The 21,285-nt window shown below is 30.4% G+C and carries 22 protein-coding genes and 1 pseudogene; 8 read left to right on the top strand and 15 right to left on the bottom strand.

The window, feature by feature from the left end; translation table 11 throughout:
- The first annotated feature begins 52 nt into the window (after positions 1 to 52).
- The 5 genes from MHM83_RS06715 to MHM83_RS06695 all read left to right on the top strand — a co-directional run bounded on the left by MHM83_RS06715 (position 53) and on the right by MHM83_RS06695 (position 6,095).
- On the top strand, positions 53 to 1,378 hold the full coding sequence (locus MHM83_RS06715) for a hypothetical protein (RefSeq protein WP_047789318.1): 1,326 nt from the start codon (positions 53 to 55) through the stop codon (positions 1,376 to 1,378).
- An 89-nt stretch (positions 1,379 to 1,467) separates the two neighbouring features.
- On the top strand, positions 1,468 to 4,383 hold the full coding sequence (locus tag MHM83_RS06710; RefSeq protein ID WP_239178935.1) for a sensor histidine kinase: 2,916 nt from the start codon (positions 1,468 to 1,470) through the stop codon (positions 4,381 to 4,383).
- Between the two features lie 2 nt (positions 4,384 to 4,385).
- The gene (locus MHM83_RS06705) at positions 4,386 to 5,135 is read left to right on the top strand and encodes a LytR/AlgR family response regulator transcription factor (protein ID WP_047789316.1); all 750 of its coding nucleotides are present in this window, start codon (positions 4,386 to 4,388) and stop codon (positions 5,133 to 5,135) included.
- Positions 5,136 to 5,144: 9 nt separating this feature from the next.
- Positions 5,145 to 5,567, top strand: a complete 423-nt coding sequence (locus MHM83_RS06700; protein ID WP_047789315.1) for a secondary thiamine-phosphate synthase enzyme YjbQ — start codon at positions 5,145 to 5,147, stop codon at positions 5,565 to 5,567.
- A complete protein-coding gene (locus MHM83_RS06695; RefSeq protein WP_047789314.1) occupies positions 5,568 to 6,095 on the top strand; it encodes a hypothetical protein in 528 nt (175 codons plus the stop codon).
- Here MHM83_RS06695 and MHM83_RS06690 read toward each other — a convergent pair.
- Positions 6,090 to 6,524, bottom strand: a complete 435-nt coding sequence (locus MHM83_RS06690; protein ID WP_047789313.1) for a DUF7738 domain-containing protein — start codon at positions 6,522 to 6,524, stop codon at positions 6,090 to 6,092. The genes MHM83_RS06695 and MHM83_RS06690 overlap by 6 nt on opposite strands.
- A 113-nt stretch (positions 6,525 to 6,637) precedes the next feature.
- Between MHM83_RS06690 and MHM83_RS06685 the strand changes: the two genes are divergently transcribed.
- The 3 genes from MHM83_RS06685 (at position 6,638) to MHM83_RS06675 (ending at position 9,569) form a co-directional block, all read left to right on the top strand.
- Positions 6,638 to 7,951 (top strand): NAD(P)/FAD-dependent oxidoreductase, encoded by a 1,314-nt coding sequence (locus MHM83_RS06685; protein ID WP_047789312.1) that lies wholly within the window; start codon positions 6,638 to 6,640, stop codon positions 7,949 to 7,951.
- Positions 7,938 to 8,246 carry a hypothetical protein gene (locus MHM83_RS06680; RefSeq protein ID WP_047789311.1) on the top strand — a complete coding sequence of 103 codons (309 nt, stop codon included), beginning with the start codon at positions 7,938 to 7,940 and terminating at the stop codon, positions 8,244 to 8,246. Before MHM83_RS06685 ends, MHM83_RS06680 begins: the two co-directional genes overlap by 14 nt.
- A gap of 399 nt (positions 8,247 to 8,645) precedes the next feature.
- A complete protein-coding gene (locus tag MHM83_RS06675; RefSeq protein WP_239178934.1) occupies positions 8,646 to 9,569 on the top strand; it encodes an AraC family transcriptional regulator in 924 nt (307 codons plus the stop codon).
- 66 nt (positions 9,570 to 9,635) lie between these two features.
- On the opposite strand, the gene MHM83_RS06670 is transcribed toward MHM83_RS06675, so the two are convergent.
- From MHM83_RS06670 to MHM83_RS06605, 14 genes and pseudogenes are all read right to left on the bottom strand, one after another.
- Positions 9,636 to 9,911, bottom strand: a complete 276-nt coding sequence (locus MHM83_RS06670; RefSeq protein WP_239178932.1) for a hypothetical protein — start codon at positions 9,909 to 9,911, stop codon at positions 9,636 to 9,638.
- Positions 9,912 to 10,065: 154 nt separating this feature from the next.
- Positions 10,066 to 10,713 carry a nitroreductase family protein gene (locus MHM83_RS06665; protein ID WP_159492498.1) on the bottom strand — a complete coding sequence of 216 codons (648 nt, stop codon included), beginning with the start codon at positions 10,711 to 10,713 and terminating at the stop codon, positions 10,066 to 10,068.
- A gap of 5 nt (positions 10,714 to 10,718) precedes the next feature.
- Positions 10,719 to 11,810, bottom strand: a complete 1,092-nt coding sequence (locus tag MHM83_RS06660) for an RnfABCDGE type electron transport complex subunit D (protein ID WP_239178930.1) — start codon at positions 11,808 to 11,810, stop codon at positions 10,719 to 10,721.
- Positions 11,807 to 13,060, bottom strand: a pseudogene (rsxC, locus tag MHM83_RS06655) (electron transport complex subunit RsxC). Before rsxC ends, MHM83_RS06660 begins: the two are co-directional and overlap by 4 nt.
- Entirely contained in the window at positions 13,060 to 13,995 is a 936-nt protein-coding gene (locus MHM83_RS06650) for an FAD:protein FMN transferase (protein ID WP_159432104.1), read from the bottom strand. Before MHM83_RS06650 ends, rsxC begins: the two are co-directional and overlap by 1 nt.
- Entirely contained in the window at positions 13,970 to 14,287 is a 318-nt protein-coding gene (locus MHM83_RS06645) for a hypothetical protein (RefSeq protein WP_073181312.1), read from the bottom strand. Before MHM83_RS06645 ends, MHM83_RS06650 begins: the two co-directional genes overlap by 26 nt.
- 114 nt (positions 14,288 to 14,401) lie before the next feature.
- Positions 14,402 to 15,472 (bottom strand): ankyrin repeat domain-containing protein, encoded by a 1,071-nt coding sequence (locus tag MHM83_RS06640; protein WP_167713494.1) that lies wholly within the window; start codon positions 15,470 to 15,472, stop codon positions 14,402 to 14,404.
- Between the two features lie 10 nt (positions 15,473 to 15,482).
- Complete coding sequence (locus MHM83_RS06635; protein WP_159492494.1) at positions 15,483 to 16,079, bottom strand: short chain dehydrogenase; 597 nt, start codon at positions 16,077 to 16,079, stop codon at positions 15,483 to 15,485.
- 2 nt (positions 16,080 to 16,081) lie between these two features.
- The gene (locus MHM83_RS06630; RefSeq protein ID WP_239178928.1) at positions 16,082 to 17,020 is read right to left on the bottom strand and encodes an NAD(P)H-dependent oxidoreductase; all 939 of its coding nucleotides are present in this window, start codon (positions 17,018 to 17,020) and stop codon (positions 16,082 to 16,084) included.
- A complete protein-coding gene (locus tag MHM83_RS06625; protein ID WP_125064357.1) occupies positions 17,017 to 17,496 on the bottom strand; it encodes a hypothetical protein in 480 nt (159 codons plus the stop codon). The genes MHM83_RS06630 and MHM83_RS06625 overlap by 4 nt, the downstream gene beginning before the upstream one ends.
- A 69-nt stretch (positions 17,497 to 17,565) precedes the next feature.
- Positions 17,566 to 18,003, bottom strand: a complete 438-nt coding sequence (locus MHM83_RS06620) for a MarR family transcriptional regulator (protein WP_073181308.1) — start codon at positions 18,001 to 18,003, stop codon at positions 17,566 to 17,568.
- Positions 18,004 to 18,123: 120 nt separating this feature from the next.
- The gene (locus tag MHM83_RS06615) at positions 18,124 to 19,146 is read right to left on the bottom strand and encodes an alpha/beta hydrolase (protein ID WP_073181307.1); all 1,023 of its coding nucleotides are present in this window, start codon (positions 19,144 to 19,146) and stop codon (positions 18,124 to 18,126) included.
- 2 nt (positions 19,147 to 19,148) lie between these two features.
- Positions 19,149 to 20,081 (bottom strand): nuclear transport factor 2 family protein, encoded by a 933-nt coding sequence (locus MHM83_RS06610; RefSeq protein ID WP_239178925.1) that lies wholly within the window; start codon positions 20,079 to 20,081, stop codon positions 19,149 to 19,151.
- A gap of 76 nt (positions 20,082 to 20,157) precedes the next feature.
- The gene (locus MHM83_RS06605; RefSeq protein ID WP_073181305.1) at positions 20,158 to 21,078 is read right to left on the bottom strand and encodes a helix-turn-helix domain-containing protein; all 921 of its coding nucleotides are present in this window, start codon (positions 21,076 to 21,078) and stop codon (positions 20,158 to 20,160) included.
- Between the last annotated feature and the right edge of the window lie 207 nt (positions 21,079 to 21,285).

Here is a 21,285-nt window from a genome sequence, read left to right as displayed (position 1 = left end):
TTACCTGTGTAAAAAGCAGGTAGCTTCTAATAGCATAAAAACAATAATAGAAATGAAAAAATATACAATATTAGTTTGTTTATTCTTAGCTAGTTTTTTGTTTCATCAAACAGCCAATGCTCAGTTTGGTAATATGTTAAAAAAAGCTAAGCAAAAAGTAACAAAAAAAATAGAAGAGAAAGCTTCTTCATCAATAGAAAAATCAACTACAAGTTCAGATACTAATTCAACGTCTAATACAAATGAGTATTCAGATGAAGAGTTTAAGAAAGAGTTAGCTAAAAAGTATCCCAACGATAAAGAAAAGCAAGATTTTTATTTTAAAAAGTATAAAGAATATCAACAAAAACAAGTAGCGGAAAAAGAAGCTTTATTAGCTAAAGAAAATAGTAAAGGAACAGTTGTGAGCGAAATTCCTTCACCTATAGAAAGTAGTGAAAATGATAAATTTAAAGACAATCAAATTTATGTGTTAAACAGAACGAAATTTAAAAAAATGCCTGCTTATGATGGTGGTTTTTCTGATAAGATGGAACTGTCTGGTTACTATCATTTATCACAATACTTTGTTAGAAATCCTTCAAGTCATTTTGATAGCAATCCAGGTGATATTTACGAAGGCTTTTCTATTGAATATGATCCAACATCATATCAGTTAAATGCATATTTTTCACCAAACCAAAAACGTTATGGTGTGGTTCCTGAAAAATATAGAAAATCTGCCGATAAAGGTAATATTCAGTTCCAATTTGGAATGGGAGGCGGACCAGAATGGACTAATGCTAATGTTCTTTTATTGGAACCAGGAGTATTATTAATTGGAGCAGAGGTATATCATAAAAACGATAACGTTGGTCATAAGTGGATGAATAATGCTCAACCAAAGCAGTTTGTAATTGCTGCAAAAAATCCAGAAAAAATTAAGAAGTATTATAAAAATCCTGAATTAACATCTCAAACAACTTTTGCTAAGTTTGATAACTTACGTAAAGATTGGTTAGGAGCAAAGTTAAATAGTGTAACAATGCCAGCAAAAGGGAGTTTTGATAAAAACTCAGCAATTAAAAATGCAGCTGTAAGTGGATTGAATAAATATTATGGTAAAATGAGTATGAAAAATATATATCAATACATGACATCTGATAAATGGTCAACTGTAAAACATAAGGTAACAGGGGTACCTTTATATCAATGGGCTGTAGGAGCTGTTGTACAGAAAAATTCAGATGGGCAATGTATGTTGCAACAGTTTATAGTAAGAAAAGATTATATAGGTGGAGGAAAATATGGGAGTCCTTTTTTTAATGGAATTAACAGAGGAAGTATTAGAGCTCCTTATGGAGGGTATGTAAAATGTGATGCTAAACCTAAAAACTAAAATACAGACTTTAAGTTAAGAATAGTTCTAAAAGGTGGTGTTTTGCGTATTATTGCATAACCACCTTTTTTTGTAATAAAATTAAATTTGTGAAAAAAACTTTTTATATACTAATCTTTATTTCTTTTCTCTTTGAAAATGTATTTTCACAGGAGCCTTTTTATACACAATTTACATCTGATGATGGATTAGTATCTTTAGCAAATTATAATATTATACAAGATAAAAATAACCTAGTTTGGGTTGGAGGGGAGCAAGGTTTGTTTTATTACAACGGTAAAAGATTTAGGCAAGTTAAAAATACTATTTCTACCACAAAAAGTATTTTTAACTTACAAATAGATAAGGAAGGACAAATTTGGTGTTCGACCATTTCAGGACATATTTATAAAGTAGTAAATAAAGAACTACAATTATTTAAAGATTTTTCAAATGAATTGAAAGGAGCATTTGCAAGCTTAATTGTTTTTAATGATGATGTGTTCTTTATATCACAAAGAAAAAGTTACCAAATAGATAAAAAAACTGCGTCGATAAAAAAAGACCTAAATGCCAATATTTCTAAAATAGCAAAAACAAAAAATGGTTTTTTTTACTACAATTTAAAAGAAACTAATACTATAACTCAAGTTTATGAAGAAAGTGGGCAAGCAGTTTTTAAAAAAATAAACTTTGATATAGAAAAAAACTTTTTAAATGAAGGAAAGCTTCAAATGTTTGAATGGTTTGATGATGTTGTTGTTAAAGTAGAAAAGGAGAACTCAAAGATATTTTCAGTTAATATACATACGAGAAAAATAACTACCACAAAACTTCCTGAAGCTCTTAAAAAAGCACAAGTTTATAATACCAAAAAGTTTAAAGAAAACTGGTTGTTAACATCAAAAGGTATTTATATAACTTTAAACAAAAACAAAGTAAATAATACTAAACAAATTTTTAAAGATTATCATATAACTGATGTTCTAAAAGATAATGAGAATAATTATTGGCTTGCAACACTGCAAAATGGAATTTTCGTTGTGCCAAGTTTAGAAATAACGAAGAAAAGTTTTGTGGAAATAAAAGAAGATATTATCTCAATAGAAACCATTGGTAATAATAGATTATTATTAGGAACTCAAAATGGTAACTTAATAGATTACAATACAGAAGATAATTATTATAAAATTATCAGTTTATCTAATCAACGACCTGTTAATAGAATAAAATATAATAAAAACCTACAAAAAGCATATATAAGCACAAACGGAACCAGTAGCTATACATATGATATAAAAAAGTTGAAAATTACTAATGTAGGAAATCAGTTTACCACAGCTAAAGGTTTTACGAAAATAAATAAAGATTCATTGGTGTATCTATCATATCGACGTGCTATTATTTATACTCAACTTTCTAGAAATAAAGATTATATAGTTTTAGAAAACAAAAGACCTATTAGTACTCATTACGATTCAAAAAACAAACTTATTTACGTTACTTATATTGATGGAACAGTAGCCTATAACAATAAATTACAAACTATTCCAGTACATCATCAAAATAAACCTATTATTTTTTCTGAATACACTCAAACTACTAACGGTAAAATATGGGCAACTACAAGAGATAAAATTTTAGCTTTAGAGGCAGGAAAAGTAACTGATAGCATAACCTGTTTAAACGGATTGTTAAAATCTCAAATAAAAGGAATTTTAGGGAAGGACAATTTTCTATGGATTGTTACTGAAAAAGGAATACAGCGATACGATACAGATAAAAAAATAATAAATACAATAAACTTAACTGATAAAAGTGCTATAAAATTTAAAACTCCAGTAATACAAAATAATTATTTATGGATACCTGGTAACAATTTTTTATGTAGAATAAACACATCTGTTCCAGAGTTAATAGAACCAAAATTAGCTCCGTTAGCCTACATAAGTAATGTTAAAATTGGAGGAATAGAACAAGAAATAAAAACAAAATACAAACTGCCTTACAAAACTAACGACATTACATTTAACTTTAATGCTAATGGATTTAAATCTAGTAGTAAAAATGTTTTTCAATATAAACTTTTAGGTTTTAATACAGAATGGCAAACATCTGAGTTAAACGATGATGTAGTAAGATATATTGGAATTCCATCAGGAAGATATAAGTTTTTACTTAGAACTAAAAGTTTAGATGGAAGTATAGGAAAAGAAAGTAAAGGAGTTAAAATAATTGTACAAAAGCCTTTTTGGGAAAGTTGGTGGTTTATTGTGACAATATTTATAATATCTGTTTTAGGAATAATAATATATTACCGAATTAAATTAAAATGGAAAGAAGAGGAAGGAGAACGAGAACTAGAAAGGGTAATTTTAGATAGTAGAATAAGTAAGTTAAGGCTAGAAAACTTACGCTCACAAATGAACCCTCATTTTATTTTTAATTCCTTAGGAGCTATTCAAGATTATGTAATGAAGAATGAGAAATATTTAGCAAGTGATTACTTAGTTAAATTTTCTCGTTTAATAAGAATGTATTTAAATCATAGTAGAGTAAATGTAATACTACTCAAAGAAGAACTTAGTTCACTCGAGATTTATATATCATTAGAGCAATTACGATTTGAAAATAAATTTAAGGTTCACTTCTTAGTAGATAAAAACATAAATAAAGATCAAATTGAAGTTCCGCCGTTGTTTATACAACCTTTTGTAGAAAATGCTATAAAACACGGACTTGTTCATAAGAAAGACCAAGGGAATTTATGGATAACAATAGAAGAAAATATTAACAAGGTTTTAATTATAACGATAAAAGATGATGGTGTTGGACGAAAAAAATCTTCAGAAATTAATAAGAAAAGAAAAGGGCATAAGTCTTTTGCTGTAAACGCTACCCAAGAGCGAGTTTCGTTGTATAAGAAAGAAAAGTTATTTGATATTTCAGTAGATTTTACGGATAAAGTAGATGAAAACAATAATGCTACAGGAACGATAGTAACACTAAAAATAAAAAGAATTTAATAATGAAAGCTTTAATAATTGATGATGAGGCAAAAGCACGTAGTGTAATGAAAACGATGCTTACAGAGTTTTTTCCTGAAATAAAAAATGTTATTACAGCAGATAACTTAGTAGATGGAGTAAAGTCAATTAAAGAAAACAATCCAGACATTGTTTTTTTAGATATTGAAATGCCTGAGTACTCAGGTTTAGAAATATTAGATTTTATTTCAGAGCCTATAGAGTTTCAATTAATTTTTACAACAGCATATCAACAATACGCATTAGAAGCACTAAAATTATCTGCAATAGATTATTTGGTTAAACCAATTGACAGAGAAGAGTTACGAGTAGCTATAAATAAAGCAAAAGTTAATATTAACCAAAAAAAGGTAACAGCACAATTTTCAGAGTTAAAAAAAGCCATTCAATCATTATCATCACATAAAATCGCTTTAGAAGTACCAGGAGAAATTATTTTTGTTTCGCATGAAGATATTTTATACTTAGAAGCAGATGGAATGTATACAAAAGTACATTTAGCAAATAGAGAAAGAGAATTAATTTGTAAACCACTAGCATACTTTGAAAATCAACTTCAGGGAAACAACTTATTTTTTAGATGTCATAGATCTTACTTAATAAACCTTCATTATTTAGAAAAATTTGTTAAAAAAGACGGAGATTTTTTACTAATGCAAAATCAAACAACAATTCCTATTTCAAAAACAAAAAAACAAGAATTTCTAAAAATTATAAAAGAAGTATTTTAGATTTGTAAAATGCAATTTTACCAAAAAGAAATTCAATTACCAGCATTTAATAGAGGCTATCACTTAATTACAGATGTTTTGTTAGAAGCACTTCCAGAGCTTGAAAATATTCAAATAGGACAGTTACAGGTATTTATAAAGCATACTTCTGCTAGTTTAACTATTAATGAAAATGCAGATCCTACCGTTCGAATAGATTTCGAATCGCATATCAATAAAATGGTTCCTGAAAATATGCCATACTATAAACACGATTATGAAGGTGCCGATGATATGCCAGCACATATTAAAAGTTCTATGTTAGGATGTCAGGTACAAATTCCAATTACCAATGGAAATCTCAACTTAGGAACTTGGCAAGGAATATACTTAGGTGAGCACAGAAATTATGGAGGTAAAAGAAAAATAGTACTAACCGCTTTTGGAAATTAAATGAAGTATCATAAATTCAATTTTTACAGAAGTACGTACTGTGAGTTTGAAATGCAAAATGTCAATTTCTTTGATGATATGAAGGCACATTTTCAAAGTAAATCAGGTAGTTATTACTATTACACAGCGGAGGGTGTTTTTCGTTATTCAAATCACTGGGGTAGAGTTGCCAATTGTCGTTGGAAGATTCAGGGAATAGAAAACTATAAAAATCAAAATTATTATGTAGGGTACGCAAATTGGTCTGATTTTTATCCATTAAATAGTACTGATAAAGTATTCTATTTAGAAGTAGATTATACAGTGCATAAAGTGAATATTAAAAGAGTTCAAAATAATTCAGAAGAAGCTCATTTTTTAATGACTTCAGAGTTTGCATATCAGCGTTTAAAACAAATTCAAACTCTGTTTAAAGAATACAAGTGGGCACGTTATTATGAAGAGGATATTGAAACTTTAAGAAGAAAAATAATTGACAAACTCATTACAACAAACAAAACCTTACAGCAAGTTAAATTAGAGTTATAAATCTTTATAATCTCTATTAACGCCAAGACTAAATCCAAAACGGGTGTCACTCTCTCTACCAAGTCTGTGAATAGCTACTTTACCTAATGGAATTTTACCAAACTCATTATTAGTAATTTCTTCATTATTTAAAAAAAGCTTTCCTTTAAACTGCTTTTGGGTGTTATACTCACTTCTATCTTTTTTATTTTGATAAACATTTATGGATAAAATATTATCTCTATCAGTATAACCGCAAAAAATACCATGTGTATCCCAAATAATATAATTATTACTTTTTTTTAATTCTCTACTAGGTTTGCCTAAAACATCAATTAAAGTATTATAATTAGTAGGAAATGTAAGAGGTTTATTATTAACATGTATAATGTTAGTATCACATATAATAGTTAAACTCGTTACTTTTTTCTTTTTAAAAAAATTAAACATGACAGTTATTGATTTGATTAACGGGGGCGAGCGTAAAACTAAAAAATAAATTTTAACTAACTCCTTTCTCTTTTAGTTAAATTTGCTAATTAGATTTAAAATCCTAATAAACAATGAACATACCTCAAACAAGTTTTCCTCGAATAATAATTATAGGAGGTGGGTTTGCAGGATTGGCAGTAGCAAGAGCTCTAGAAAACCAAGATTTACAAGTAGTATTAATAGATAAGCACAATTACCATACTTTTCAACCTTTACTATATCAAGTAGCCACAGGAGGATTGGAGCCTGACAGTATAGCGTTCCCTTTGAGAAAAAGATTTAATGATGTAGAAAACTTTTTCTTCAGATTAGCAAAAGTAACCCAAATACATGCCGAGAAAAACTATATAGAAACTACGATAGGAAATTTAGAGTATGATGAGTTGATTATAGCCACAGGTTCAACAACAAACTTTTTTGGAAATACAAATATTCAAAAGTATGCTATGGAAATGAAATCGGTTCCACAAGCATTAAATATTCGTAGTTTGGTTTTAGAGAATTTTGAAGAAGCATTATTGGTAACCGATTTAGAAAAGCGAAGAGCATTAATGAATTTTGTTATTGTAGGAGGTGGACCAACAGGAGTAGAGTTGGCAGGAGCTTTGGCAGAAATGAAAAAAGGAATTTTACCTAAAGACTACCCAGACTTAGATATTAGGCAGATGAAAATTAATCTCATCCAAAGCTCAGGAGAGCTATTAAAAGGAATGAGTAATGGAGCTTCTAAAAAAGCGGAAGATTTTTTAATAAAACTAGGAGTAGATGTGTGGAAAAATCTTCGTGTACTTGATTATGATGGAGAAACTGTTACTACAAACGGAGAAGATCATTTTAAAGCACAAACGGTTATTTGGGCAGCAGGAGTAAAAGGAGCTGCTGTTAATGGTTTAAATGAAGAATGTGTAGTTGAAAGAGCTAATCGATTTAAAGTAGATGAATACAACAAAGTAATAGGCTACAATAATATTTATGCTATTGGAGATGTAGCATGTATGGAAACTAAAACTTATAAAAGGGGGCATCCAATGATGGCGCAACCAGCGATTCAACAAGGACGATTATTGGGTAAAAATATCTTAGCCAAAATAAAAAGCAAAAAACAAAAACCATTTGTGTACAACAGCAAAGGATCTATGGCAACCATTGGAAGAAATAAAGCGGTAGTAGATTTATCTCGTTGGAAATTTCAAGGAGTTTTTGCATGGTTTATATGGATGTTTGTACATCTATTTTCACTCATCGGATTTAGAAATAAAGCGGTAGTGTTTATGAATTGGGTATATAACTACATACGTTTTGATAGAGAAACAAGGTTAATTATTCGCCCTTATAAAAAGAAAAATAAGTATAGCTTTAAAGAACAAGAAAATGGCAATCACTAGAAATATTAAGTGTCCTAACTGTGGAGTTTTCAATAAAAATAGAGATTACTGTAAAAACTGTAATACATTAATTTCTTTTGAAAAAAAACAAGAAGAAAAAGTTACAGCTTATAAGCAAGAAGAACTCAAAAAAGCGAAGCATGAAATAGAAAATCCTAATTTAGCAGAACGGTTAAAAAAACATTCGTTTTGGCTGTACCGTATTGTTGGTTGGGTTTTATATTCAGCATATTTATTGGTGAGTGCTATTGGAGCTTTAATAGCATGGTTTATAGCAATGGTAGCAGCAGGGTAGGGTAGCGTGAAACAAAAGATACTTACATATTATTTTGCTATTTCAATACTAATAGGGAGTCTAATTTATATAGCACAAAAGTTAATTATAAAACTACCTACATTAGTTAATAATTATGTAAACGACTTTTTAATAATTCCTATAATATTAACTATATGCCTTTATATTTTAAGATGGAGTAAGAATAATAAACATTATCAAATACCATTAGGGGTAATGGTTTATATATGTGCATTATATTCATTTTTTTTTGAGTTTATAATACCGAAATATATGGAAAGATATACAGCGGACATATTTGATGTTATTTTATATTTTATTGGAGGTTTTGTATTTTTAATTTTGCAAGAAAAGGAAATTAATTCTTGATAAGTAGGTGTTTCTAAATAAGAAGTAGTTATGAACTCAACTAAAAAAATACCCAATAAAACAGTAATCCGTATAAGTAATGCTATTGATTTTATTGAAAGAAATTTGGATAAAAAACTTGTTTTAGAAGAAATAGCAGAAAAGGCATACTTCTCTCCATATCATTTTCATAGGCTTTTTAAAGCCGTAACCAAAGAAACGGTTAATGATTTTATAACGAGAAAGAGAGTAGAAAAGTCAGCTTCTTTTTTACTAAATAAAAAGAATAAAACAGTTACAGAAGTATCCGAAATAGTAGGTTTTGTAACCTTGTCATCATTTTCAAGAGCTTTTAAAAAGTTTTACGGAATAAGTCCTGCTGAATTTAAAAAAGAAAGTCCATCTAAATATAGCAAGATTTGTAAAACAGAAAGCAAGAATGGAAAAATAGAAACACAGTTTGAGCAATACATTTGTAACATAAACACAAACTTAAAATGGATGCAAATGAAAGCTAAAACCGAAGTAAAAAAAATGCCAACCTTAAAAGTAGCCTATTTAACACATCAAGGAAAAATGGATGCAGTAGAAAATGCTTACCATAAGCTAATGGAGTGGGCTTATCCTAAAGGGTTAATGCAGCAGGAAAATTTAAGAATGTTAACGGTATATCACGACAGTCCTAAAATTACTGATGAAGACAAAATAAGAATGAGTGTTTGTTTAACTTTAAATTTAGAGGTAAAAACTGAAGGAGAAGTAGGTGTAAAAGAAATACCTGAATTAAAATGTATAGTATCTCGTTTAGAAATTACTCCGTCAGAATTTCAACAAGCATGGGAAAGTAGCTTTGTGTGGATGAGTGAACATGGTTTCAAAAAAGCTGACCAAGATCCATATGAAATTTTTTATAACAACCCTAATGAACACCCCGAAGGAAAATGTATTGTAGATATTTGTATACCTGTTGACTAAAATATTGTAAAACATAAAAGGCATGACATTCTTTAGAATGTTATGCCTTTTTATTATACTTTATTGTTAAGGTAACTCCTTTACAGTATCAGGTTTAGAAGTCAATATGCTTCTTACAACAAAATAACTAGTTAAGCCACAAACTAGCCCTACCATTGCAGCAGGAAAAATAGTATCATCACCTATTCCAATTGTAGAGGCAAATATTACAATTCCCAAAATTTCTGCTCCAAACCAAGAGCCAATCATTATACCTCTCCATTTATTAGGGCTTTCTCCTTTTTCTCCTGCTAATTCAGCTATTTTCTTACCTAAAAAAACTAATGCTAATATTTCTATCATATTTTAATTTTTGATTAAATTTTTCTTTTCATTTTTATTCATAAAATACTTATGAGTTTAATAAAATTGCTAACAAATCTTACTAACAACTAAAAAATATAATGAAGAAATATATAGCAATTTTGAGAACACCAAATATAAAAAATATTTTAATCTATTCTATAATTTTAATTCGATCTGGGTAACGTTTTGGTGCTACAGGTTGTTCGTCAGGGTACCCCAAAGCAACATTAATAGCGACTTCAAAACCTTCAGGAATGTTTAGTAGTTCTAAAATGTCTTTATTTTCTTCTAGATTTAAAATTGGTACTAAAGTCCCTAATGGGCACGTGCCTAAATCTATAGCATGCGCACTTAATAAAATGTTTTGCAAAATGATACCACTATCTAAATAGCTAATATTACTACTTTTATTTCTAGCTATAACAATAAGCGTTGGGGCGCTATGAAAAATGCTAAAACCAGGTTCTCTATAACGTGCGGCACTACCTTGAAACTCTTTGCCTTGTGCGTAATTTAAAAAACGATTATTAATTTCGGTTAATAATTCTTGATTCTGAATAACGCGTACTTCCCAAGGTTGTTTATTCAATGCACTTGGCGCAAATAAAGCGCTTTTCATAACTGTATCTAATTGGGCTTTACTAACCTGTTGATCTGTATATTTTCTAATAGATCGGCGTGTTAAAATATTGTCTATAATGGCTTCGCGTTGTGATCCAGAATAGGTTGTTTTTTCTACGGGCTTTTCTTCACAAGAAAATAAAGCTATACTAAGAGCTAAAAACAAAAACTTCTTCATAATTACTACTGTATTGGATTGAATATTTTTTTACTAAATGAAAAATTAAATTTTAAAATAATATATATAATGTATAGATATACAACGTAAGCGGTTAAATGGTAATAGTTAAGGGTAATAACAGATAAAGTAACGCCTATAATAGCTAGCGTAAGAAAAAACAGCTGTTCTATTTGTGTTTTTCTATTTATGCTTTTACCCCAAACTTTAGGTTTAAATGCTTGTGAAATTAAGTATGAAAACCCATTAAGGATTAAAATTGAAAAAGACATATACTCGTAACTAACGTTGCCTAAAAGCAATAAAAAAGCTACAAGTCCAATCATAGCGCCGTAATACAGTTTACCATTGGTATTGGTAGGGCTAGAAGGCATATCGGTAGCCATAAAAATAGTACCTAATAATACGCCTGCTAAAGAAAAGTGATAATTTTCACCACCATCTATTAACCAAAACCCAAGAAAAAATACAGCTAATAACGCTAGCGGAATATGCCAAGATATTCTATTTTTAAATAATAAATATAGTCCACCTAAGCTAATAGCCAATATTGAATATTCTCCCATAGCTCCACTAGTATTATAAACTAGTTGGTTTAAATATTGAGACAAAAATGGATGTTCTAAACCCGAGAATAAGTTAATACTTGGTGTGTTAACAAAGCTTTTGGTTGCCCAAATACTTGCCGAGGTCATAATTACAGGATAGAAAGTAGTCATAAATTCTCGTCCTACTAATGCAGGATTAAATCTATTTTTACCTAATCCGCCCCAAACTACTTTACCAAAAATAATCGCAGCAGCAGCATCAAAAGCAACGATATACCAAGGTGTTATTGGCGAAATTGTAAAACACATTAACAAAGCAGTTACAATAGCAGAGCCATCTAAAATACTTTTATAATTTTTTGTGTATAAGAACGCGCAAACAAGTTCTGTTAATAAAGCAGTTCCTATGGCCACTAACAGTAAGCTTAAAGCAAGCATACCAAACGCAATGATACTAATAATGGATAAAGGTAATAATGCAATAATAACATCTAACATCACAGCAGAAGTACTACCAAATTTTGGTTTTATATATGGGTTTAAACTCATGCTTGTTGTATTAAGGTTTTACCAGAAAAAATACTTTGCATTAAAGGCACATCACTAGGACATATATACGCACAAGCACCACATTCTATACAGTCCATTAAGTTAAAATCGTTTAACTTTTGAGTATCTTTATTTGCAGCATGACGCGCAAACTCCATTGGCATTAAACGCTGCGGACAAACATCGGTACAATATCCGCATTGGATACAGTTATAACGTTTGTTCTTAGGGTTTGGCATAGTCAATAAGCCTCCACTACCTTTGTTTATAGGTGTTTCTGGATGGTGTACAGCCTTTCCCATCATGGGACCTCCCAAAATAACCGTTTGCATATCGTTATCCCATGGTTGACCTAATGTTTCTAAAATATGATTTAAAGGTGTACCAATAGCTACTCTATAATTACCATGGTTTACAGCCTTCTCACCAGAAATTGTAACAATACGTTCGGTATAAGGTTGTTGTTTATAAAATGCTTGATACAATGCCCATAAAGTACCAACATTATTAACCATAATACCATGATTTGCAGGAATACTACCTTTTGGTATTTCTTTTTTAGTTAATGATTTTATAAGCTGTAATTCACCACCTTGAGGATAAGTGTTAGGTAATAATTTTACTTGAATTGTAATGCCTAATCTAGAGGCTACATTTTGCAAATGAGATTTTAATTCTTTGTGTTGTTTTTCAATACCAAAAATAATGTGTTTAGCTTTAATTACTTTTTGTACAACTTTAATGGCTTTAATTAATGCTTCTGCGTCTTGTTGCATAACCGCTTAATCTGCACTCAAATAAGGTTCGCACTCGGCACCATTAATTAAAAAATACGATATAGATTGCGTATTGGTTTGATATTTTGTTGCAGAAGGAAAACGCGCGCCACCACTACCTTCAATACCATATTCTTTTATAAACGTAAGAATTTGTTCCTTTGTTAAAGCTTCAATATTAATTGGTTTTTTAGAAACTTTTTCTTCCCTAAAATTATTTTCAATTTTAATATAAGATGAACCATCATTGCTTATTATGTCTATCACAGTGCCTGATACTGGTGCATGTATTGATGACGCAAAAATACCTTCGGAACTAGCGATTTTTTGATGTTTCAAAATATTGTCACCTATACCTACCAACGGCTTCAAACTACCTCGGTAAGCTTGTAAAGGCATATATAAGTATTTTGGAGTAGCAAGTGTTTTTATTGTTTTTGATTTTGTTTTCGATTTTAATGATGGAATATGCATCATAAGCTTAAAAAGGGTTTAAAATATTGCGAATGTAGTTGCATTTGGTGGTCTATAATATAGACTTCAAAATCAAATACTTTTTGAAGTTGAGACACTATAGTTTTAAATTGAGATATGTCTGCCCCAAATAAGGCTGTAGAAATCATATCGCCTAAACATGCCGATTTTGAACATAAACCAACTTGTAAGTTTTGCGAGGGAAATCCGGTTTGTGCATTTATAATATGACTATATTTTTTACCATTAATTTCTAAAAACTGAGTTTGAGTAGATGATAATGAAAAGCAAGTATTTTGTATCGACAAGCGTTTAAAGTTATTATCTAAATTAGGATGTGGTATTTTAATATACCATTGTGGGTGTGTGTTATCTGATAAGCCATAAATAGTACTACCACCAGCATTTATAATAGCATCTGTAACACCTTTGTTTTTTAAAAAGGCTACAAGTTGATCTACAGCATAGGCTTTTATAAACGATCCCGTAATTAACTCTTGTTGTGGTGCTATTTTTACATGATTACCATGTATTTGAATGTTTTTATAATTTACTTGTTTTAAACATCTTACTATGGCTGTTTCTGTAGGGGGTTGAGTAGGTTTTTCCTTATAAAATCCCCATAAACGTATTAAGGGCATAGCAGAAATATCATAACTTCCATTTGTTATTTCTGCTATTTTTATGGTTTGCTTTAGTAAATTAATTGTAACATTATCAACCGTAACCCAATAACCTGCATTGGTATTAATTTGATTAAAATAAGAACCTTTTTGATACGAATTGTAGGTGCTATCTACTGTTTCTAATAAAGAGAAACAATCCTCTAACAAAGTTTCTGGATAATTTGCAGGTATTTTAATTTTAATATGACAATGAAATAGAAACCGGGTTTGTGTAATATAGGCTTTACTGGCTACTTGAGGCATTTTCATCTCCATCCAATTCTATAGTTGTTCGTCCTTTTTTTCGTAAAGCTTTGAAGTTTACATTTCCTAAATTTATTGTTTGAAAATAAAAATTAGAATTTTTCCATGTTTTTGTAATGGTGTCGTAGGTGATTTTTTGAGTTTCAAAACGTTTTTCAACATTGTCATTAACAGTAGCAAGTGCTTTTTCTCGTTTATATTTTTCTCGAGATTCTTGCCACTTATCCCATAAATTACGATTACCAAAAAGTAATAAACTAATGCCAAGAAGGTAAAGTATTATATGCTTAAAATTCATAGATTATATGTAAACTCCAAAGGTAACATCAATCGTGTTACAAATAAATAATATAGTAGTTAATGGTTCGTTAAAGAGTAAATAAACTTAATGACTTTTGTCTTAAGTTTATTTCTATTTTGCTTCAATAACCTTAATTATTTCAGTATAGTTATAACGTTTCGCTAAATCTAAAGGCGTATCGCCTTCATAAGTTTTTAGATCTAACCGCGCTCCTGCATCTATTAGCACTTGTGCCGCTTTTGGATTGTTGTGCCAAATAGCATCATGCAAAGGTGTGTAGCCATTATTCAATCCTTGATCGTCTATATATTTTTGGGCGTCTTTGTGCGCTACCAATAACTCTAAAACTTCTGGATTGCCTTTATAACCACCTTTATGAAACGCAATTGCATTCATTGGGTAACCACGCTGACCAATGTTTGCACCAGCGTTCAGTAATATATTAACAAGTTTAGGATAATTATTCCTAGAAGCTACTAATAGCGGAGAATGTTTATCGTTACCTGTTCCTGTTATATACGATTCAGTATTTACAGGCTCTCCTGCTGCTATTAAAGCAGTTACTTTTTCAAGCTTTTGGTCTTCGGTTAGCTGTTTGTTTATTACTACCTGATATATTTTTTGCTCAGCTATTTTTTCTTTCAAATCCACCTCATAATCATCAATTATTTTGCGAAGAGAATCATACCTCTTCTGGTCATTATCGTTTGGAGAAGAATCCCAACCACCAATCATATCTCTAGCCATAATGCCACCGTTAGGGCTTTTTACATAAATATTAATATCTTTTGCTTTTAAAAGAGCTTTTATATTTTCACCTTTACTGTACCAAGCAGCAACCATTAAAGGTGAGTGCCCAGCACGTGGTGTAATTTGGTTTACAAAAGCACCGTTTTTAATTAAAATATCAATCATTTTTGGATTATCGGTCTGCGAAGCAATATGTAATGGAGCATTACCCATACGACTATCTAATTGATTAACATCGGCACCATTGGCAATTAGTTCGTGTACTTTAATTTCATCATTATCTATAATAGCTTGATGGAGCTGTGGTAAACCTGTAGCTGTTTGTTCCATGGTTTTAATTTCTTTTTTTTCTAAAGATTTTGTTTGATTTTGGGTGCAATTTAACAGCATTAAGGCTGTAAAAATTACCATTAAAAACTGTTTTTTTTTCATACTAATATGTTTATTGGTTTATGTGATAGATCATACCTGTTTTATCATCTTCTATGGCTTGTTTATACAATTTGGCAAACTCAATTGCTGGTACACCATAGGTAGAATCCATTCCCATTTGTTCCATAGTTTCTTTTGCAAAAGATGGACTTACCGCATTAATTTTAAATTCTTTGCTTTCTACAGTAGCTGCTTTTACAAACGCTTCTACACCTGCATTGATAACGCTTAAAGATAAACCACCAACCATTGGTTGTTGTGCTAAGATACCAGAAGATAATACGAAAGTCGCACCTGGATTGGCATACTTTCTACCCAGCATAACTAAGTTTATTTGCCCCATTAACTTACTTTGCAAACCGTCGTGAAAATCTTGAATACTATGTTCTTCTATGTTTCCCCATTTACCATAACCGCTTGTTGCTATTAGTGCATCAAAACCACCAATGCTTTTAAGCGTAGTATCTACTGCTTCTGCATTTGCCATGTCTAATTTATAATTGCCACTTGTACGATTAATAGTAATAATTTCATAATCTTTACATAAAATATCTTGTACTTTTGAACCAATGATGCCTGTTGCACCGACTATAATTACTTTTTTCATTTTTATAATTCGTTTACTATATATTCTTTAATTTGTATTTGACCATTAGTTGTTAGGACTAGTTTCCAATGTTCTTTAACATTGAGCTGTAATAATTCACCAGATACTTTTTCTGCTTTTAGCTTAATAGTTAAATACACATCAAAAGCATTGTTTTCTTCTTGAATGATTATGGACTCAATACGATGTTCATTATTGGGTTTTAAGGTATTTTTAATGTTGGTGTACCAAGTTTCAAACCCTTTAATACCAGTAAATTCTCCCTCAACAAATTGAAATTGCGTATCGTTATTTATATAAGGCGTAAATGAAGATGCATCTGACAAAACATCAAATTTGGCAAACCAATCTTTTACAAAGCGCTCAATACGTACTTCTGCACTAGTATTGGTTATTCCCTCTAAAACAGCAGCTAATTTTTTAATATGATTATCGGCACGTTGCAAAACAACCTCTTTGGTATTATACACACCCGGAACATAAGTTAAACCATGTGTATAAACCGGTTTTAGATAATTCATTTGACTTAAATATGCCGTTTGTTGTAAGGGTTTGATTAGTTCTTCTATGGCAAAATGATTGTAACCTATTGGCGTGTATGCCTCTTTTGGTCCGCCAACGGTAATGCTTAACAAAAAGTTTTTACCTCTTAATTTATCACCCTTAGAACCATATGCAAAGTTGAAACTAAACACTTCATCAAACCATTGTTTTAAAATGGCTGGCATATTGTACCAAAAAAATGGAAATTGAAAAATAATCGTATCTGCAGCAAGTAGTTTGGCTTGTTCGGCTTCTACATCTATTTTAAAATCGGGATATTGGTTGAAGATATCACTGATCTCAAAATGATTAAATTGTGCAGCAATTTCTGTTGATATATGTTTATTGGCTACCGAATCTTTAAGATTTGGATGCGCTAAAATCATTAATGTTTTCATTTTTGTTTAAAATTTGTGGCGTCAGTTACCAAATAGCGTTCTATAATAGGTAATGGTTCATTGGTATCTTCTCGCATTATCCATTGTTGATCTACACGGAGATCAGAGTAAGTGTTGTCTTTAAAAAGAGCCCGCCAGTGTACAATAAATTGAGCCATATACTTACCGTTACTAAGGTAACTTACATCTATTTTTTCGATGTCATGATCATCAGAAATGAGTAAATCATGTATCCATCTATGCCATTCCAAAAATTCAGATTTTGAATGTATATTTTTGTAAGCTGGAAAGTCTACGAAAATATCATCTGCAATTAATTTATTGAAAGCTTCTGCAGGTACATGTTCGTTATTACAAGTAGCCCGTTCATACATAGAAAATATTTTGTAAACAAAGCTTTTAATATCATTTTTAGTAAATTTTCTATTTCGAAAAGTATGCATTAGTTGTTCATACTCTATAGTTTTTGTATTCATTAGTATTTAAATTAGTTGTACATACAATTTAATTTAGAGTCTTTCATTTATTAAAGTATTGATAGACTTTTATTCTACTTCGTTAAGTTTTGTATTAGCTAAATGCATGTCAGCAGTTAGTTTTACAGCAAATTCTTCTCCTAATAAATTACAGTAAGCTTTATATAAGTTACCCAGTGCTTCGTCTAATGAAGGTTTTAGGTTCTTACCTTTTTCAGTAGGAATAATAAGTGTGTTTCTACCTTCGTGAGTTCGTTCTACTAATTGCATCAGAACTAATTTATCTATAAAACGAGTCATTGTAGATGCTTTTACATTTATACGCTTACTTAATTCGTTTTGACTTAAATTAGGTTCATCAATTATTAATAACATTAAATGAGCATAAGATGGTGCTAGACTAGTAACTCTGAAGGCATCTTCTGCCAGTTTACCTATATACCTTGATAGAGTGTTTGTAGTAAAATACAAACAGCATTCCTGAAAAGACTTTAAAGGTGTACTCATTTTTTTATTAAAATTATGAGACAAAGTTATATGTAATTAGTTGTACATACAATTTTTTAACTTAAAATTATAATAGTGATTTAAATACTATTTAAATCACTATTATAACCTATTTCTTTTTTACATTTTATTAACAAACCAGTTACTTGCTTTTTTTACAGCTTCAATAACTTCGGCATCTTGGTCGTAGTATGCGAATTGATGAAATGGTGATTCTAACTCTGTATCCATCCAATACAATTCTTTGTCGGTTGCTGCAATGTTATTAAAATATTTTTTGGTATATGCTGGTAGCACAGCACCGTCTGAATGTATCATTAATACAGGTTTATTTAATTTTTTTGCAGTTGGCATTGGATCTACTGTTAACCAATCTTCCCAACTTGCTACAGCAAATTTATCGTTACTCCATTGTTTTACAGCACCACGATCTTTATTTAAATAATAATCGTATGGTCCGTACATTGCGGCAGTTGAGTCTGTTTTTGAAATGGTTGGAATATAAGCTACTTCCCCTGTTTCTCCATACATTTTTTTTGCCTGTTGTGCTGCCTTAATTTTTGCCTGCACACCTTCTTTACCTCCATAAAATAATTTTACAGCTTCTGCATCGTGTAACCAAGATGCTGTAGTGACTACAGATTTAATGCGGTTGTCTTCTGAAGAAGCTATTAAGGTATACATTGCACCTGCGCAAACACCAAATGCACCAATTTTTGAATTATCTACTTCTTTTAAACTTTCTAAAAAAGAGACTGCATTTTTTATATCTTCTTTCTTAAGATTTGGGCTTTCGTAAAAACGTGGTTCACCTTCACTTTCACCATAATTTCTAAAATCAAAAGCTAATGTAATTAATCCTTTTTCCGCTAGTTTTTGAGCATATAAACCAGCCATTTGTTCTTTAACGGTTGTCCAACTTCCTGAAACGACTACTGCAGGATACGTGTTTCCTTCTCTATAATTTGCTGGGTAATATAAATGCCCTACTAAGTTTAATCCATCGCTTTTAAATGTTACTTTTTTCATCTTTTTATGTGTTATTTCTTTTGTCTTTGTTAGTTTTTGTGGGCTGTTTTTTGTGATGGCTTTATAGCCAGTAATTGCTATAAATGCTGTAAGTGCTATTGTTAATATTTTCATGTTTATTTGATTTTATCAATTAAGCCAAAACCTCTTGCGGCTACTATTGGGTTGAAAATTTCGACATATTCGGTAATTTTACCTTCAGTATTGAATTTAAAAGTTGAATAATAGTTGTTACTGTATATGCCTGCATTATGTTTTAGTTTTATGTGTCCTGTGTATTTTGCATATACCATTGCAGTATTTTCCATTGCAAAAATGTCTTCAATGTTAAATGTCATTCCATCAAAATTTGGAAAAACAGGTTCCCAATAGGCTTTTATTCCTGCTTGTCCTTGCGCTCCTTTAGGAAAAAGGTCTGAATGGTATGGATTAATTTGCTTACCATCTTCTGCAAAAAGATTGGCTACAGTTCCTGCATTTTCATCTTCAAGTGCTTTAAAGAATGCTTTAACTGTACGGATGTTTTTTTCTGAAGTTGATAATTCTTTTACATGTCCTGTAACATTATTGATAGCTTTTTGCGGTAAGGAAAGGTTACCATCTTGATATTTAAAATTAAATATCATTTTAGTGATTTTCCATTGTTTATTTATTAGTTTTAAGTCTAAATTATAAGTGCCAACTACCGTCCAAAGATGTCCTTTGTCGTCTTCTAAATAATGGGTTGCCGTGCCATAAGCAAACACTTTGGCAGTTTCACCATTTATGGTTTCCGTAAGGTTGCTTATTTGATGATGAGTGTAGGTAAAACCTGGTAAAATGGTTTTCCAAGTGCTGGTAATTTCTGATGGTTTTAAGGTCGTTGCTGGACTTCCCATAGAGGAATAATCTAATACAACTTCGGTGTTAAAACAGTCTTCTACTTGAGACCAATCCCTTTCATCAGATGCTTTAAATAACTTTAAAACGATGTCTTTTGGTGATGTCATTGTTTTGCCTTGTATTGTAATTGCCACTAAGAGAGTAGCAATCGTTAATAAATATTTCATAATCTTGTTTTACGGTACAAAGATGCTACAGAACAGCGAAGAAAAATTTACAGAATCAAAGCAAGAGGTATAAAAATCAAAGATTAGCTATTTTACGATAACTAGCAGGTGTTTTTTGCGTGTGTTTTTTAAAGAAGCTGCTAAAACTGTTTGGCGAATCGAAATGCAAACCATAAGCAATTTCTTTAATACTGGCTTCTGAATGTATTAAACGTGATTTAGCCAAATGCAAGACGTGTTTTTGTATAGTTTGTTTTGCAGTTTGACCAGTAATTAGCTTTACTACAGCATTTAGATGATTAGGATGAATATTTAATAATTCGGCATAAAATCGTGTGGTGTGCGGATTGGTTTTATTAGAAATAATTGAGTTAGGGTAAAAGCTTATTTCAATTTGTGATTGAAAACGAGATAGAATTTTTAAATCGGTTTTACGTATTTCAGCAGCAGCATTTGTATTGCTAATGTTTTTGTGAAAGTACCGTTTTACCACATTTAGTAATAGTAATAAATATGATTCGATAAGTTGAAACTTGTCAACGTTATCGCTGTGGTATTCATTGTAAATAGCATTATATACAGACAGTATTTTAGTCACATCATCTTTACTAACCTCAAAAGGCGTGCTTTTTTCAATTTTTAAAAACGAGAAGTGACTTAAAATATCTTGAAGAAAATTAGATTTAGCGATAAAATCTTTAGAAAACATCAAATAATAACCATTCCAATCTGGAATAATATCCCAGGAAATAAGTTGAAAAGGCGAGTTAAAAAAAATAACAGAACCGTCTGGAAAATCTTTAAAATGACCTGTAATAGCAATGCCACTACCTTCAACCTTAATAGCAATAGCATAAAACTCATGCCTAAAAGCGGGCATTTGACTAACTATTGTAGGCATATTGTCTTTAAAGCTTCTGATGTCAAAATCGGGATGCTTTGGTGGTGAAATATTAATTGCCTTACAATAAGCGGCTATATTTTTAAAGTGTTGCATACTATTTAAAGACGAAACTAAACAATAGACTTTACAAAAGTATATAATTAAGACGTTGATTATTTTTATATTTTACAGTCATTTTATCTTGAAGTTTATCAACTAAATAACTATTATTTTCCATTTTTTTTCAATGTATTAATAAATATTAGAAGCGTTTGCTATCTAAAAGTCATTTATTTCAACTTTATTTTTTACTTATAAATA

This window comes from Tenacibaculum sp. Mcav3-52 (assembly GCF_022347665.1).
Lineage (GTDB): Bacteria > Bacteroidota > Bacteroidia > Flavobacteriales > Flavobacteriaceae > Polaribacter > Polaribacter mesophilus.
Note: the sequence above shows the minus strand (reverse complement) of the source record. Positions and strands in the feature narration are given on the sequence as shown.

Coding starts and splice junctions, on each gene's coding strand:
- MHM83_RS06715 (WP_047789318.1), top strand. CDS start 53: ATGAAAAAATATACAATATTAGTTTGTTTATTCTTAGCTAGTTTTTTG.
- MHM83_RS06705 (WP_047789316.1), top strand. CDS start 4,386: ATGAAAGCTTTAATAATTGATGATGAGGCAAAAGCACGTAGTGTAATG.
- MHM83_RS06700 (WP_047789315.1), top strand. CDS start 5,145: ATGCAATTTTACCAAAAAGAAATTCAATTACCAGCATTTAATAGAGGC.
- MHM83_RS06695 (WP_047789314.1), top strand. CDS start 5,568: ATGAAGTATCATAAATTCAATTTTTACAGAAGTACGTACTGTGAGTTT.
- MHM83_RS06690 (WP_047789313.1), bottom strand. CDS start 6,524: ATGTTTAATTTTTTTAAAAAGAAAAAAGTAACGAGTTTAACTATTATA.
- MHM83_RS06685 (WP_047789312.1), top strand. CDS start 6,638: ATGAACATACCTCAAACAAGTTTTCCTCGAATAATAATTATAGGAGGT.
- MHM83_RS06680 (WP_047789311.1), top strand. CDS start 7,938: ATGGCAATCACTAGAAATATTAAGTGTCCTAACTGTGGAGTTTTCAAT.
- MHM83_RS06675 (WP_239178934.1), top strand. CDS start 8,646: ATGAACTCAACTAAAAAAATACCCAATAAAACAGTAATCCGTATAAGT.
- MHM83_RS06670 (WP_239178932.1), bottom strand. CDS start 9,911: ATGATAGAAATATTAGCATTAGTTTTTTTAGGTAAGAAAATAGCTGAA.
- MHM83_RS06665 (WP_159492498.1), bottom strand. CDS start 10,713: ATGAAGAAGTTTTTGTTTTTAGCTCTTAGTATAGCTTTATTTTCTTGT.
- MHM83_RS06660 (WP_239178930.1), bottom strand. CDS start 11,810: ATGAGTTTAAACCCATATATAAAACCAAAATTTGGTAGTACTTCTGCT.
- MHM83_RS06650 (WP_159432104.1), bottom strand. CDS start 13,995: ATGAAAATGCCTCAAGTAGCCAGTAAAGCCTATATTACACAAACCCGG.
- MHM83_RS06645 (WP_073181312.1), bottom strand. CDS start 14,287: ATGAATTTTAAGCATATAATACTTTACCTTCTTGGCATTAGTTTATTA.
- MHM83_RS06640 (WP_167713494.1), bottom strand. CDS start 15,472: ATGAAAAAAAAACAGTTTTTAATGGTAATTTTTACAGCCTTAATGCTG.
- MHM83_RS06635 (WP_159492494.1), bottom strand. CDS start 16,079: ATGAAAAAAGTAATTATAGTCGGTGCAACAGGCATCATTGGTTCAAAA.
- MHM83_RS06630 (WP_239178928.1), bottom strand. CDS start 17,020: ATGAAAACATTAATGATTTTAGCGCATCCAAATCTTAAAGATTCGGTA.
- MHM83_RS06625 (WP_125064357.1), bottom strand. CDS start 17,496: ATGAATACAAAAACTATAGAGTATGAACAACTAATGCATACTTTTCGA.
- MHM83_RS06620 (WP_073181308.1), bottom strand. CDS start 18,003: ATGAGTACACCTTTAAAGTCTTTTCAGGAATGCTGTTTGTATTTTACT.
- MHM83_RS06615 (WP_073181307.1), bottom strand. CDS start 19,146: ATGAAAATATTAACAATAGCACTTACAGCATTTATAGCAATTACTGGC.
- MHM83_RS06610 (WP_239178925.1), bottom strand. CDS start 20,081: ATGAAATATTTATTAACGATTGCTACTCTCTTAGTGGCAATTACAATA.
- MHM83_RS06605 (WP_073181305.1), bottom strand. CDS start 21,078: ATGCAACACTTTAAAAATATAGCCGCTTATTGTAAGGCAATTAATATT.